This window comes from Luteibacter sp. (genome assembly GCF_036499525.1).
In the GTDB taxonomy this organism is placed as follows: domain Bacteria; phylum Pseudomonadota; class Gammaproteobacteria; order Xanthomonadales; family Rhodanobacteraceae; genus Luteibacter.
In genome coordinates this window covers 1-13,535 of sequence record NZ_DASYDO010000062.1, presented here as the reverse complement: position 1 = coordinate 13,535, position 13,535 = coordinate 1, and the positions used below count along the sequence as shown (strand labels likewise).

13 protein-coding genes, 1 pseudogene and 1 other annotated feature are annotated in these 13,535 nt (G+C 61.0%); of the genes and pseudogenes, 9 read left to right on the top strand and 5 right to left on the bottom strand.

Annotation, left to right across the window (positions count from 1 at the left end):
* Window positions 1-231 precede the first annotated feature (231 nt).
* Entirely contained in the window at window positions 232-420 is a 189-nt protein-coding gene (locus VGM71_RS11605; protein ID WP_331545238.1) for a hypothetical protein, read from the bottom strand.
* Between the two features lie 512 nt (window positions 421-932).
* On the opposite strand from VGM71_RS11605, the gene VGM71_RS11600 reads away from it, so the two are divergent.
* Together VGM71_RS11600 and VGM71_RS11595 are read left to right on the top strand one after the other, a co-directional pair.
* Window positions 933-1,436 carry a hypothetical protein gene (locus tag VGM71_RS11600; protein WP_331545236.1) on the top strand — a complete coding sequence of 168 codons (504 nt, stop codon included), beginning with the start codon at window positions 933-935 and terminating at the stop codon, window positions 1,434-1,436.
* Window positions 1,437-1,453: 17 nt separating this feature from the next.
* Window positions 1,454-3,241: an XVIPCD domain-containing protein gene (locus tag VGM71_RS11595; protein WP_331545234.1), complete on the top strand. Its 1,788-nt coding sequence runs from the start codon at window positions 1,454-1,456 to the stop codon at window positions 3,239-3,241.
* An 8-nt stretch (window positions 3,242-3,249) separates the two neighbouring features.
* On the opposite strand, the gene VGM71_RS11590 is transcribed toward VGM71_RS11595, so the two are convergent.
* Window positions 3,250-3,945, bottom strand: a complete 696-nt coding sequence (locus VGM71_RS11590) for a hypothetical protein (RefSeq protein ID WP_331545232.1) — start codon at window positions 3,943-3,945, stop codon at window positions 3,250-3,252.
* A gap of 212 nt (window positions 3,946-4,157) precedes the next feature.
* On the opposite strand from VGM71_RS11590, the gene VGM71_RS11585 reads away from it, so the two are divergent.
* Window positions 4,158-5,386, top strand: a protein-coding gene (locus tag VGM71_RS11585; protein ID WP_331545230.1) for an IS3 family transposase whose coding sequence is annotated in 2 segments (ribosomal slippage) — window positions 4,158-4,446 and window positions 4,446-5,386 — 1,230 coding nt in all. Because the reading frame shifts where the segments join, the coding sequence is not laid out codon by codon here.
* Window positions 4,436-4,552, top strand: a sequence feature (AL1L pseudoknot). It overlaps the preceding gene by 117 nt.
* 572 nt (window positions 5,387-5,958) lie before the next feature.
* On the opposite strand, the gene VGM71_RS11580 is transcribed toward VGM71_RS11585, so the two are convergent.
* The gene (locus VGM71_RS11580; RefSeq protein ID WP_331545228.1) at window positions 5,959-6,567 is read right to left on the bottom strand and encodes a cyclic nucleotide-binding domain-containing protein; all 609 of its coding nucleotides are present in this window, start codon (window positions 6,565-6,567) and stop codon (window positions 5,959-5,961) included.
* Between the two features lie 442 nt (window positions 6,568-7,009).
* Between VGM71_RS11580 and VGM71_RS11575 the strand changes: the two genes are divergently transcribed.
* Complete coding sequence (locus tag VGM71_RS11575) at window positions 7,010-7,543, top strand: hypothetical protein (RefSeq protein ID WP_331545226.1); 534 nt, start codon at window positions 7,010-7,012, stop codon at window positions 7,541-7,543.
* 149 nt (window positions 7,544-7,692) lie between these two features.
* Here the strand turns inward: VGM71_RS11575 and VGM71_RS11570 are convergent, their stop codons facing one another.
* Window positions 7,693-8,190, bottom strand: coding sequence for a hypothetical protein (locus tag VGM71_RS11570; RefSeq protein WP_331545225.1), 498 nt, complete (start codon window positions 8,188-8,190; stop codon window positions 7,693-7,695).
* Window positions 8,191-8,445: 255 nt separating this feature from the next.
* Here VGM71_RS11570 and VGM71_RS11565 point away from each other — a divergent pair, with 255 nt between their 5' ends.
* Together VGM71_RS11565 and VGM71_RS11560 are read left to right on the top strand one after the other, a co-directional pair.
* A complete protein-coding gene (locus VGM71_RS11565; RefSeq protein ID WP_331545223.1) occupies window positions 8,446-9,576 on the top strand; it encodes a hypothetical protein in 1,131 nt (376 codons plus the stop codon).
* Between the two features lie 30 nt (window positions 9,577-9,606).
* Window positions 9,607-9,738, top strand: a pseudogene (locus tag VGM71_RS11560) (AAA family ATPase); the annotation flags it as partial.
* Between the two features lie 168 nt (window positions 9,739-9,906).
* On the opposite strand, the gene VGM71_RS11555 reads toward VGM71_RS11560, so the two are convergent.
* Window positions 9,907-10,149: a MobA/MobL family protein gene (locus VGM71_RS11555; RefSeq protein WP_331545221.1), complete on the bottom strand. Its 243-nt coding sequence runs from the start codon at window positions 10,147-10,149 to the stop codon at window positions 9,907-9,909.
* A gap of 640 nt (window positions 10,150-10,789) precedes the next feature.
* Between VGM71_RS11555 and VGM71_RS11550 the strand changes: the two genes are divergently transcribed.
* From VGM71_RS11550 to VGM71_RS11540, 3 genes are read left to right on the top strand one after another with little or no spacing between them, the layout of a single operon-like run.
* Entirely contained in the window at window positions 10,790-12,775 is a 1,986-nt protein-coding gene (locus VGM71_RS11550; protein ID WP_331545219.1) for an ATP-binding protein, read from the top strand.
* A 25-nt stretch (window positions 12,776-12,800) separates the two neighbouring features.
* Window positions 12,801-13,205, top strand: coding sequence for a hypothetical protein (locus VGM71_RS11545; protein WP_331545217.1), 405 nt, complete (start codon window positions 12,801-12,803; stop codon window positions 13,203-13,205).
* An 11-nt stretch (window positions 13,206-13,216) separates the two neighbouring features.
* Complete coding sequence (locus VGM71_RS11540) at window positions 13,217-13,378, top strand: hypothetical protein (protein WP_331545215.1); 162 nt, start codon at window positions 13,217-13,219, stop codon at window positions 13,376-13,378.
* Window positions 13,379-13,535: the final 157 nt, after the last annotated feature.

Here is a 13,535-nt window from a genome sequence, read left to right as displayed (position 1 = left end):
TTGACGCTGCGACCGCTTAGCTGGCCGCCACAGCTGGCATATGCCGGTCGAAGTCTTCCGGTGGTCTGGAACAGAGCGACCACCATAACGGGAAGCCGCCCATTCGCGCGACCGGCGACACCTATTTTCGATGAAGTGTCGACCGCGTCTGCTGTTCATGCGAGGTCATTGACGGGCACCGAGACTTCTCCCCGGATGCGTCGACGACCCGCCGAAGGCTAATTGCGCGCCTTACGCGTTAAGCGCGTCGTGGACCGCTGTGACTTTGTTCACCCAGGGGCTGTCGGCCGTGCCCTGGAAGTTGATTTTTCCGTTGTCGTAGGTGGCCACCATGCAACCGTCAGGCATGCGATACAGCGTTTGCTTGTTCGCCGCCGGCCCCCGCACACCCGGCACGACCTGGTCCAGATACGCCCTCATTGCCGCGATGCACTGACACTCCAACGTAACGCTCATCATCAACCCCTCTTGTGGATGGCCTCCCCTTGAGACCCGGATAACACAGGTGGGGTGGGCTGCGCGCCGTTCAAGGGCCGCCAACAAAGATAGGTGGTCGGCTACGACCGGTTCCCTGCGCCCTTCGGTTTCCGAGGCTTTGGGCTTCCCTCATGCGGCATGTTTCTTCCGCTCCACCGCGCGATATTGAATGGTCCGCTTCGCGGCCCATCGCCCCTGGACACCACCGAAATCGTGCATCGGTCGTCATGCAGGGACATGTTGTGCCCGTTATCATGCCAAGCACCGCCGCTGACTCGCGGCCGTCTTAAGGAACCATGGATGCGGACCCTATGATGCGCGCTGCCATTACTGTGACGAGCCTCGCGGCCACACTACTTCTAGCCTGCGCTACGCCGGCCCGCGACACGCTCCCGCCGACCACCGCGAGCAGCCTCGCTGCCACACCTCGCTCTTCGACTACGCTGGAACGCCCCATGACCTCTACCCTTGAAGGCCATGCGCTGCCGGGTGCGCGCACGGCCACTGACCATTTGCTCGCGTTTCTGTCGACCTTAGACAGCACCGACAGGCTCAAGCCCAAGCCACTAGGCCAAGCCTTTGGCGTGACGCTCGGACCCGACACCACCAACGGCGCGGGCTGGACGGTCTATCACAGCCCGGACTTGGGCCAGGGCTGGACCTATTGGGTGCAGCAGTCCAATGCCCGGCCGTCGATGAAGAACGGCTTCCGCTTTTGGTTCGACCATCCCGACCGGACGGCCGATGCCACTCCGGTCTGCGTATTGCCCCTGGACCGGCTGCGCAGCACGCTGACCGCCCACGGCTGGGTCGAGCGACCGGTGCCCTCAGAAATCGGCAGCATCCTGGCCGTGGAGTTCAGCAAGGGCGATGTGGTGTTGACCCTGACCCCACGGGACGGGACGGACATCAATGGCACCGCCTGCGTGCTGGCCCTCCAGACCACCGACGGCCACTGACCGAATAAGGATTGCCCATGGCAACGCCCCACCCGGCTATTGATGCGGCCGTCCAGCAGTTTGCTCAACAGCCCGGCGTCAGCCCGGCCGACGTGTCGGCACTGCGCGCGGCGCTGTCGTCCGACGCCGACCTGACCCAGCGCCTGGACACCGCCGCGACATCCGGCGCGTTGCATGGCTTTGCGCCGGCTACACCAGGTGCCCCGGACCGACCCGTCGGGGACTACGACCGCACCCGCGGCGTGGTAACCCTCCCCGCCTCAGCCTTCCCCGCCACCGGCACCGCTGCGGCAGCAGACTTGCACGCAGTGTTGCGCGTGCAATCGATGGTCGTAGATTTCGGCGGCAAGACCTACTCCGACGGTGTGCACGCGAACCAACCGGTCACGCCTGACATGCTCAATAACTTGCAGCGCACGCTCAACAACTCGCCTGCCTTGGCTGACGAAATCAAACGGGCCGTCACGACCACCGACCCACTTCAACCGTCTCACCGCATCCTCGAGTCGTTCGCGTTCACCAAGCCGGGCGATGGCGTGGGTGGCAGCTTCAACGCGCCCGACCACACCATGAATTTGGTCAGCGAATCGCTCATCACCCGCGGGGCACACAGCGTCGGGAGCTACAACCCGCATGACTTGACCTTTGTCATCGGGCACGAAGTCCAGCATGGGTTTAATGCGCAAGCGGCCGCGCACGGGCGTGCCACCTTCGTGACCGATGTGCGCGCAATGGCCGCCACGCCCGGCCCGGTGCACGACTACACCGCGTTGGTCGAGCAACATATTCAGAGTGGGCGTGAAGATGAAGCCAGCGCCCAGATTGCCGGATGGAACGCGTTGCGCAGCCGAGTGCAGCACGACCAGGGCCGTGTGACGCTGACGGACATGGCCAATGCCTTACCCGCGCGGACGGCCGATTTCATTGAGCCGCACGGGGCAGGATTTGTCCCGCACGCCAATGTGCAGCTCAATCCCGATTTGAGCATGCCGCACACGCCGGCGAATGTGACCGGGATGGGGCACAATTATTTTGACCGGCCCACGGCCGCGCACTTACAGCCGGGCGACACACGCAACCCCATGGGCTTGGGACATGGCCGTGCCGAGGATTATCCCAACTACTACGCGGGCTGGGCCGTGGCAGTCATTGGGTCGGAAGAGCGCGCAGCCCCACACCATGGAACGCCGCCGCAAATCCAAATCAACATGGCGCACGCGGGACTTTACGAAGACATGATGGAGAAGGCCGGGCTCGATTTGGGCAAGAGCAGGCAAACCGTGCCGTATCTCGACAGCAGCACACAACCCGCGACACCTCATGGCTTTGACCACACCGTGGACGGCCCACACCAATATCAGTCGGTTCCGGCCGCTCCCACGCGCTTGGACGACGCCAACCACCCCGACCACGCCTTGTTTCAGCAGGTGCGCGGCCATGTCGTCGCGCTCGACCACAGCATGGGGCGCACGCCCGATGTGCACACCGACCAGTTGGCGTCGGCCGCTACTGTGCAAGCCCGCGCCGACGGGCTACACCGGGTATCCCAAATCGCGTTATCGGATGATGGCAGCCGACTGTGGGCCGTGCAGACGCCACCGGGGCGCACCGACCACCTGTTCGATAAGCAGAGCAGTGTGCCCACGGCCGAAGCCATGACCCCGATGCAAGAGAGCGCCGCGAAATGGCCGGAGGCGATGCAGCAGTTTCAGCAGACGCAACAGCAGCAGGCGCAGAGCCAGCCGTTGCCGCAGCAAGACCAGGCGCAAGCGCAAGGCCCCGTGATGACGCATGGCGGGCGCTGATTCCGCCGTCAGAGGGATGGGCTTGCAACGCTCAGTTTCACGCGCAGAACCGGAGATGTTTCGGCTGACACGGTCGGCATGTCGAGAGCATCCGACTCAGCACTTGTCACTATCCGCAGCGCCGGCGTCAGGAACGGGATGGCGTGTGCGTCAGCCACGCTCATGAGCACCATCGTGTAGAGCGGTTCCAAAGCAGCAACGGACCCTACACAGGCGTCCAACTCGTTTTGCGCCGCCTCCTGTTCAGCCTGCGCCGTAGCAATCTGGCGGTCGAATCCGGCGACCCGTTCTACGGCGTCGGCGACGCCTCGCTTGAGTTGCTGAACTTCGGTATCGAAAGATGAGGCCTGGCCCTCCAACTCAACCAGCACGGGTGGCTTTCCGCCGCCACCCATGGCGCGGACCATGCGCAACTGCCACGGATGACCATCGAGCCATTCCGTGAGCGCCTGCCTTGCTTCTGCGCGACGACGCCGACGGTCGTGCAGTTCCACCGAAAATGTTGCGCGGGCGCCGTCATCACGCTGGCGGCGCTCGCGCACGTCGAGCAGGCGCGCGGCCAGGCGGACCAGGCTGCGCAAAGCGGTTTCGATGCGTTGAAGCCAGCCGATAAGCTGTTCCCGTTGCTCGGGCGTTGGCTGCGGCAGCTCAGGCTTCTCGTCGAGTTCAGCAAAAAAGCGAGCCGCCAAGCCGGTGGGTGCCACTGTGGGTCGCGGCGGAACGGCCAACGGACGCGGGCGAAACACAATCGGAGCGGCTGGATACAGCCAGTCGTGGAGCCTAGCCTCCGACGACGTTGCGACGATGGGGCCCACATCCATAGGCGTCGCCGTCGGCAATTGGGTGGGCGCGGCGACGGGGGGCACTGAACAGCCCCGGGTTTTGAGGAGGCTCCAACCTTTGAGAAGATGGAGCCATGAACAAATCGAACAAGTTCTCACCTGAGGTCCGCGAGCGCGCGGTGCGCATGGTCCAGGACCATCGAGGGGACTATCCATCGTTATGGTTGGCCGTGGAGTCGATCGCGCCCAAGATCGGCTGCGTACCGCAGACGCTGCTGACCTGGGTTAAACGGCAGGAAATCGACTCAGGCGTGCGCGAAGGCGTCACGACGAGCGAGGCCCAGCGGGTCAAGGATCTGGAGCGTGAGAACAAGGAACTGCGCCGGGCCAACGAGATATTGAAGGTGGCCAGCGCGTTTTTCGCCCAGGCGGAGCTCAACCGCCGATTGAAGTGATGAGAGAACTCATCGACCAGTACCGCGATACGTTCGGGGTCGAGCCGATCTGCAAGGTCCTGCAGATCTCCCCGTCCGGATATCGACGGTATGCAGCGCTTCAGCGCAACCCACGACAGCGTTGCGCACGGGCCCGCCGCGATGATGTTCTGGCAGGCGAGATCGAGCGCGTCTGGCAGGCCAACAGGCAGGTCTACGGTGCCGACAAGGTCTGGCGCCAACTCGCTCGTGAGGGTATGACGGCGGCGCGTTGCACGGTCGAACGGCTGATGCGTCGACTCGGCCTGCGTGGAGTGATGCGAGGCAAAGTCATGCGTACGACGATCAGCGACCGGAACGCGCCACGGCCGCTGGACAAGGTCAATCGACAGTTTCGGGCCGAACCACCCAATCAGCTGTGGGTATCCGATTTCACGTACGTATCGATGTGGCAAGGCTGGCGATACGTGGCCTTTATCATCGACGTCTTCGCCAGACGAATCGTTGGCTGGCGTGTGAGCAACTCGATGCGCACCGACTTCGTGCTCGATGCCCTGGAGCAGGCGTTGTACGCCAGGCAGCCAGAGCGTGACAGAAGCCTGATACATCACTCCGACCGCGGGTCGCAATATGTATCCCTGCGTTACAGCGAGCGACTGGCCGAAGCCGGCATCGAGCCTTCGGTGGGAAGCAAAGGTGACAGCTACGACAACGCGCTAGCCGAGACCATCAACGGCCTCTACAAGGCTGAAGTGATTCACCGACAAACCGCCTGGAAAACAAAGGAATCGCTGGAGCTCGCCACACTCGAATGGGTGTCCTGGTTCAACGACGATCGACTGCTTGGGCCTATCGGTTATATCCCTCCTGCAGAAGCTGAAGCAAACTACTATCGGCGTCTCGCCGAGCAGGCCTTGATAGCGGCCTGACTTAAACCAACCAGCCTCCACGAAACCCGGGGCGGTTCACTTTGGGCTCGACGCCGAACCATAGCTACGGCGCGAATATGTTGCGTGTCGCCGACGAGCTCGGAAAAATTGGCTTTAAGCCCCTCAAAGGAGCTCCGTTGATGTCATCGCCCGCCCGCAGGCAACGAGAAACGCTGGGTGGCTTGGCGGTCCCTGAGCCGTGGATATCCTTGGCCGAAGAAATGCTATGGTCAGGTCGTCTCAGCTTGGAGAAATCATCGTGGACGCACCAACGGTCACCTGTTTGAGTTGCAGCCGTCCTCTCGAAGCTGATGTGCCCCGCTCACCCTGCCCTGACTGCGGAAGCACCCTGAGATGCTTCACCGAGCTCGTCGAAGACCGACTCAAAGCCTACACAGGAACAGTCGTGCGGATCCGTTCGCCGCTTGCCGGAAAGAGGCGGTACCGCCTTGAAGCGAAAAGTCTTCCCGTGTGGTCGCACCGATTACAACGCCTGGTCCACCGGAGCATCACCGTCGATCGCTTGGGAGATCGCTACGTCGAACGGATTGTCGACCTCCTGACAAGCGAGGTCATCCATAGCTGCGACGAGCCCCTTCACCAGCACATCGGTCACGGCAGCGCCCGCGCCCAACGTCGGATTGGCTGACGCTCCCCCGTTGCGGCGTCCCCAACGCCAACGAAAGATAGGGAATCTTTTTGCGGCTCGCGTAGTACGAAATTCGTCGGACATCTCGGTCGACCTCCTCACCCAACAGCACCAACGAGGTCTCCCTCAACTCCAAGTGCCTGCGGCGACGCGCGGTAATGACGATATACGAGATCTCAGGGGTCATCGCCATGAGATGGAGCATGTCGAGACGCGGCACTTCGATGACCCGAGAGGGCTTAGCGGCACGAAATTCCAGCGTCCAGCTCCCCCCGCTCAACAGTCCAATTTCGGCCATGAATTGCTCAGATCCTAATGTGGCCGACATCATCTGCTCTCCCCCTGTAGGAGTCACCATCTCGACTTCTCCGTCCTCGACGTAGATGAATCGATCAATGGGGTATACGGGATATGCAATGGTCGCGCCTCGTTCGTATTCCACATCCTTGCCGACGCACCGGAGCGCCTCAACATGCGCCGGCGTAAGCGGGATCCAATGCATCTCGCGAAGGTCAGAGCCAATAGCTTCCATCAACATCTCCGGAACACAAGATCTAGCGTTAAGAGATTTGCACAGAAGCGGAAGCTCACATCGGTCATGAAGACCGTGTATCAACAACAGTCGAAACTATCATAGCCATTCGGCGCGACCAAGCGACAGCACCACCCTCCAGCCGCTGCGTGCCACGGCTGCATCGGACAGTAGATAGGTGGGCCAATTTTTCAAAACGGCGCGCGCGGCGGCTGAAATCGAACGTCGCGATGAGTCTCTCGCGGGACCGGCAGTGGCGTCGGCCGTCGGTGACAGTACAACCGGCGCGATGACTCGGCGCAAAATGACGACGACCGCGCCAAGTTATGCTCGACCGACAGGGGTAAGTGAAAGCGAGTTCTTAACCAAGCAAAAGGTTACCAGAAGCCGTTTAAGTCCTGCGGGAAGCGGCCGATAACGGTTCGTCTAAGGGAGGAAGGCAATGGCTACCGAGGGTAATGAAAGGAAGGGCTTTTGGCCGCAGGCAATCTCGTTCAGTGTGATCACTGCCTTTGTATCGGCCGGAGCGACCTTTGCTTTCGAACATCAGCGTTACGGTCAACTCGAGAAAAATAAGACCGACGCCGAGGCGAAGCTCGCAGCGTCGGACGCGAAGGTCATCGAGTTGGAAAAACGCGTAGACGACAACCGTACGACGCTTGACAGGTGTTACGAGGAGAAACAGAAGGGTCTCGCAGTCATATCAGGGCAGACCGACAGCACCGCCGCTCTCGCCTCCTGTCAAACTTCTTTAGCGGTGCTGCAACGGCGCGATCTCCTGGGTCAGCAGATCAAGGGCCTCCGTGACGACGCTCGGCAGCTTGACGTAGAAATGGAGGTCGGTAGCCAGAGTGGCATTATCACTCCCAGCGGTGAACCGACCGGTCCCGAGGCGCTAAAACTTCAAATGTTAGCCTCCCGTCGCCAGGCCACTCACGAATTGCTCAAAGCTGCGTTTGAGCACTGCCCGAACTGATTCGGTGCGAATCGGGGGATCGAGCTACTCGACCTTGTCTTCGGCACGAGCCAGCGAGTCCCGACGTCATCGTCGGGCCTCAAGGGGCCTAACGGCCAGCTCAACCTTATGCTGAGATCGACACCATGATCGCCCATCTGGGCAAATCGTCAGCCGAACGGCATTTGCCCTTCAGTGCCGGCTTGGAGGACTGGCGTCTCGCTGAGCCCTTCTTTTTGCCAACCCCGAAAGGTCCATTTCTCGACGTAGTTAGCTGGCGGCTCACTCCCCTTAATGTATTTCAGAAGCCCGCTCGCCAAGTTGGCCATCATCAGGTGGGCGGCATGCTCCCAATGCGACACGACCACCCACGTCCCGTCCTCATCCGTGATGAGGTCGCCTGGCTTCCGATCCTTCGGCAGTCCCGCTTGATATCCTTCGATGGAGATATTCCCACGGGTCACCGGCAGAACGACATACTCCGCAAACACCGATTGCTCGGCCTTCGCGCCCCAGGTGGTGTCCAACGGTAAATAGCACCCCAAAGCGGGCCAATCTTTGAACGTCAAGCGCAAGCAAGCCTTATCGCCGTGCACGAAGAACTCTCCAGGCTGAATGGCCGGCAGGTTCGAAACCTTAGCGTCGCGCGGTATCGCCACACTTCCCATGACTGTCCCCTTCCATCGATGAAACGGGTTCCTTTGGGGCGCAGTTCGTCTCCTTCAAGCGTCTCCACCCGAGCGGCTGCTGGCAAAAGGGCGCTTGCGTCGCACACCCGGTACCTGAGAACCCCAGGCACCTCAGACTGAGCGAGATGACGCCTTCGGACGCCGGCCGTTCGGGGCTCAGAACCCCCCTCTTGGCGCCAGCGACCGCCGCCACTAATCTGCGCACACATTCATTAAGGCAGCCAGGGACCGATCATGCCGTTGACCGCTTACTCGCGCCGCTTTGCCGCCGAACTGGATCTTGAGCAGTGGCTCAGCCGCGTCATTCGTACGGACTCGATCGATGATCGTCTTCGGGGGGAGGCAGCAGCGGACCTGGAGTGTCCATCTTGCGCCGCCCGCGGGGCCATCCTGGTGTCCGCCGGCGTGAGCAAGCGCACCCAGCGGCGCGTCCGGCAGGGCACGTTCCGCTTCGTCGCATCCAATGGCGGCGACGCTCACCACCCGCTGTGCGATTTCGCCGGCCTCGACGACTCGGCCTCTGGCTCGGCGGCTCTGGTGGATTTTCAATCGCCCAAAGATTGGCTCACGCGCGACATACGCCGTCTCGTCTGTGCTGGGCTTCAAGTCGGAGCGTTCACCCAGGTCGATATGCGAGCCATGCGCCTCTGGTTCCTCGAGGCACGCAAAGCATCGCAGACAACGCTCACCTTAGACCCTCACGTCCCACGGATCCTTTCCGATGTCTGGAAGTGGCACGGAATGGTGTCGCGCGTTCCATTTGCGCCCAGCCACGGCGATATCCCGGGCTTCAATTGGCGAGCTGCCGCCCGCGCGGACGTGTTAGCACCGTTTCATCCCGTCATTGAGGCGATCATCAAACGGCGACAGTGGCCTCGTGAGGACATCGCTTCGGCCGCCTCTTCGCTTCTGAAGAAGTCCAGGGGAGTTGCCACCTTCGATGCTTCCGTACTCAGTGAACAGTTTGACCAAGCTGAGCGTCTCATCGATTTCATGATCTCCAACTACGCGTTGCTCGAATTCTCCCGGAGACGACGGGGGAGCAAAGTCGACATGGCAAGGCAACCTCCTTGCTATGCGCTCGCTTCGCTGCTGCTTTTTGTATCGGACTGGGACTTGTCGGCTGCGGCCGACCGTTTTACCCGCCTCGCGGCAGTGTCCGAAGTGGACGAGCTCGCGGGCAATCTGATTGGCTTGAATCCTTTTTCAGATCTTCTGCCGATCGGCCTCATCAAGCTGCTGCAGGAACACGAACCCGCCATCGACCCCAGCTTTGACCTCAAGGCAACGGTGGATGCCCAGGAAGCAACACTGAAAGCGTCGTATCAGTCTTGGGTCGACGCGGGTCGGCCTGAACATCGTTAAACCTCCTTCCCGCCTAACGGGTTCATCGCCATGCCCATCCAACGATTGGTCGTCCGCAACTTTAAAAGTCTCGAAACGCTGGATCTCCCGCTTCATCCGAGTGTCAACCTCATCGTTGGCGACAATGAGCGCGGAAAATCAACGGTGTTGGAGGCTATCCACGCTGGATTGACTTGCCAGTGGCGAGGGAGAAATTTGGCCTATGAGTTGAGCCCATCGATTTTCAACAATCGAGCGGTCGCCTTGTTTCTTCAGAACGCACGGGTGGGGAACGCAGAGCCGCCAAAGCTGACGATTGAGATCTATTTTACTGCCAATCCAGATCTGGCTTTATTCCAAGGTAACCTGGCCCAGGACGTCCACCGCCGCATCCCGGTGGAGGCCCACCGAGACGGGCGTGCCCAACTCGCCCATGATGAAGCGGGCCAACTTCTCCGCGAGTTGCCCGGCCCGCTCGTCGTCCAGCCCCAGGGGAATGGGAATGCGGTAGTCCCGGGCCACCTGGGCGTCCTTGCGCTTCTCCGAGGCCTCCACGGCGTTCCAGAATTGGGCCGGATCGGAGGCCCGGCGCACCCTCCGGCGCCACTGTCAGCGCCCGGACGATTTCCTCGCCCAGGGCGCGGCGGCGGTAGTCATGCCAAACGCCGGCACGCTCGTCGTAGAGCCTCAGGCCCAGCCGATACGCCGCCCCGGCGACGGCGGAATGGCCCTTCGAACGCGAGTGGATTTCCAAATGCGGGCGGGCGTGGCGCAGCAGCATGACATCCCCTTTCCCACCGTCTTAGCGCGGTGTTGGTTGCGGCCTTGAGGCCGTCTATGGCTGACGCAGCCCGATCCGGCACCACGTCGCCCCCATTGCCCCCCATCAAAGCAGCCGCGAGGAAAATGTCAAGGAAACTTGACAATTATTTTGAGGGTCAGCAGGGGGCTGACTTGCCTGGGTTTCTCGCTTTGGACGTTCGCTGGGGCCTGTGACTTTTGCTTTGAGCGGCGAGTTGGAACAACTCATAGACGCGCTACTTGCTGGCGATTTTTGCTGTTCGTCCGGGAATTCGGCACCTCCGCTGCCCAATCGCGCGACGCCCCCACCCAGGCTCTACCTCGAAGGCGTCTCAACCCATGATCCCCCCGCCTCCTAACCTGTTTGATACAAGACTACGGAGCAGGCATATTCATGGGCCAAATCATAGGGCTGCCCTACCAGGGAGGGGCAATGGCAAAGGCAAAGGGTGTTGCAGGCGCGAGTGGAGCGTTATTCGAGGAAGACTTTGTCTTGCGAACACTCGGGAAAATCGGGCATGACTACGAGACCGCGCTTACCGAACTTGTCGCCAACGCATGGGATGCCGGCGCTGCCCGCGTCAACGTCATCATCCCCACCGACGCCAACGGAACCTTGACTGTCGAGGACGACGGGCACGGCATGACGCCGAGCCAGTTCCGATCACGATGGATGAAACTCGGCTACAACCGAACGAAGAACCAAGGCAACGGCGTGCAGTTTCCGCCAGAACGGGCGTCCTGGCGCCGGAAAGCATTCGGCCGCAATGGCATCGGGCGCCACGGCCTTCTGTGTTTTGCGGATCGGTATACGGTCGAGACCTGGGTGGATGGCATCTTGACCACCTTTGTCGTCAGCACCAAAAACGACCAATCCCCTTTCCACATCGAACATGAAGCATCAGGGCGACGGAGTGGTCACGGCACGCGCCTGTCGGTCGAGATCAACCGACATTTGCCTAAGTCGGAAGCCATACGAACCGTGCTGTCGGCACGCTTCCTCCACGATCCACAGTTCGTGGTCGAGGTAAATGGTCTGTCCGTGCCTTTGTCGGAACACGAAGGCCTCATCGAAACCAAGCAACTCGAAATCGAGCCCGGCTTCTTCGTCACCGCCAACGTTGTGGACACCACCAAGTCGGCTCGGAGCACCCGCTACCAAGGGATTGCCTTCTGGGTGAACAATCGGCTGGTCGGGGAGCCCAGTTGGGCCGTGGGCACCACCCCCGTCATTGACGGGCGGTCGCGTTTTGCGAAGCGGTTTGCCATCGTCATTCAGGGTGGGGATGCGTGGGCGTCCAATGTCGAGCCCGACTGGTCCCGGTTCAAGCCCACAGACCTGTCCGCCCAATTGTTTGCGGCGGTCGTTGCCTATGCGCAAGAGGCCGTCGACACACTCTCGGCCCTGTTCATTGAGGAGAACTCTGAGGATGCATTGATGCGCAACCGAGAAGAGTTTCGGACACTCCCCATTGGTTCGAAAGTCGAAGTGGCGCAGTTCACGCACGACCTGGTGAAGGATCAACCCGGCATACATCCCGAAACCCTCAATAAGGCCGTCAAGGCCCTCATCAAACTCCAGTCCGCTCGCAACGGGATGCGCTTGCTCGACCGGCTTCTGTTGCTCGATGACAACGATCTCGACGGCCTGGACCGGATGCTGGAACAGTGGTCAGTCCAGGATGCGCTCGTGGTCCTCGACGAAATCGACGCCCGGCTGTCTGTGATTGCGGCGATTGAAAAACTGGCGCAAGACGCGGCGACTGACGAACTTCACACGTTACATCCACTGGTGACACAGGCCCGCTGGCTGTTTGGACCCGAGTTCGACAGTTCTGAGTATGCGTCCAACAGCACGCTGCGCACGGTGGCGGTCAAAGTGTTTAAGTCGAAGAAGCAGGACACGACGTTTCGAAAGCCAAAGAACCGTCCCGACTTGGTCATTTTGCAAGATGCCACGTTGTCCGTGGTCGGCACCGAAACGTTTGACAGTAGCACCGACCACCTCTCCTCCATTCAGCACGTGCTCCTGATCGAATTAAAGAAGGGGCGCTCCACGATCGACCGTCAGGAAATATTCCAAGCGGAAGGCTACATCCAAGATTTCACGACGGATGGCGCCTTAACCGGTGCCCCCTTCTTTCATGCCTATGTGGTGGGGCATGCAATTGCGAAGGGACTAGCACCGAGCCGGGACATTAAGGGCAACGGCGGGGAAATCATCGCGCGGGTGACAGCGACAACGTATTCGCAACTCACCGACACGGCGAACCGGCGCCTTCATGGCCTCAAAGAGAGCATCCCTTCGCGGTACGAGGACGTGAGTGGATACGACTTGGTTCAAAAGGTCATGGGCCAACCCAGTCAGGCCTCCATGGTGCCGGCAGACGACAATGCCACTACGTCGACGAAACACTGACACCTGACCGCAACCGGGAGCGTCCATGATCGCGATCATTTCCGTTGTCAGCGTCATCATCGGCGCGGCGCTCCAGTATCTCTTCACGCGCCACCTGGACGGCGAACGCCACCACCGTGAGCGGCGGTCCCAGGCCTATGCCGACTATCTGAAAGCAGCTTGCGAGCAGGCCCAACTTGGCAACCAACTCTATCCTGAAGCCCACGAGGTCTTGGCGAGAGCAGCCGACGCGAAGTGCCGGATTTGCCTATATGGACCACTGGCCGTGGTTAGTGCGTTCGCGGAGTTCGAGCGCCTGGGCTCGACCATGGGAACTCCGGCACAACGCGACGCGTTCACCCGCATGGTCGCGGCGATGAGGTCGGATTCCGGAGGCCGGGGCGTCCCGGCCCCGACAGACATTCAACTCATCCTGCTCGGATCGAGTTGAGCACAAAACCCATGACACCCAACGAGGATTATGTCGTGGACGTTGCCGCGCTCACCCTGGAACTCCAGGCACTGGGTGACGCCCTCGTCTTGGGTTTGGACGAAGCCCGCTTCCGCTCCACGCGCATCAACAATTTGGCGTTGGCGGTGGGGTTCCAGCGCAGGGCCCGGTAGCCCGCAATGTAACGCATGACCTTGCCCCTGATTTCCGTATCCCTTAACCACTTTGGCTGGCTGCTTGCTCATCCCGCCATCGCTTTTCGAAAGTCCTCGGGCTGACGTAGTCGAGCGTCGAGTGTAAGCGTTCTTGGTTGTACCAGAGGATCCAGGC

Bases quoted from the DNA above. Each gene is read 5' to 3' on its own strand.
- VGM71_RS11570 (WP_331545225.1), bottom strand. From the start codon at position 8,190: ATGGGAAGTGTGGCGATACCGCGCGACGCTAAGGTTTCGAACCTGCCG.
- VGM71_RS11605 (WP_331545238.1), bottom strand. From the start codon at position 420: ATGAGGGCGTATCTGGACCAGGTCGTGCCGGGTGTGCGGGGGCCGGCG.
- VGM71_RS11545 (WP_331545217.1), top strand. From the start codon at position 12,801: ATGATCGCGATCATTTCCGTTGTCAGCGTCATCATCGGCGCGGCGCTC.
- VGM71_RS11595 (WP_331545234.1), top strand. From the start codon at position 1,454: ATGGCAACGCCCCACCCGGCTATTGATGCGGCCGTCCAGCAGTTTGCT.
- VGM71_RS11540 (WP_331545215.1), top strand. From the start codon at position 13,217: ATGACACCCAACGAGGATTATGTCGTGGACGTTGCCGCGCTCACCCTG.
- VGM71_RS11565 (WP_331545223.1), top strand. From the start codon at position 8,446: ATGCCGTTGACCGCTTACTCGCGCCGCTTTGCCGCCGAACTGGATCTT.
- VGM71_RS11580 (WP_331545228.1), bottom strand. From the start codon at position 6,567: ATGGAAGCTATTGGCTCTGACCTTCGCGAGATGCATTGGATCCCGCTT.
- VGM71_RS11550 (WP_331545219.1), top strand. From the start codon at position 10,790: ATGGCAAAGGCAAAGGGTGTTGCAGGCGCGAGTGGAGCGTTATTCGAG.
- VGM71_RS11600 (WP_331545236.1), top strand. From the start codon at position 933: ATGACCTCTACCCTTGAAGGCCATGCGCTGCCGGGTGCGCGCACGGCC.
- VGM71_RS11575 (WP_331545226.1), top strand. From the start codon at position 7,010: ATGGCTACCGAGGGTAATGAAAGGAAGGGCTTTTGGCCGCAGGCAATC.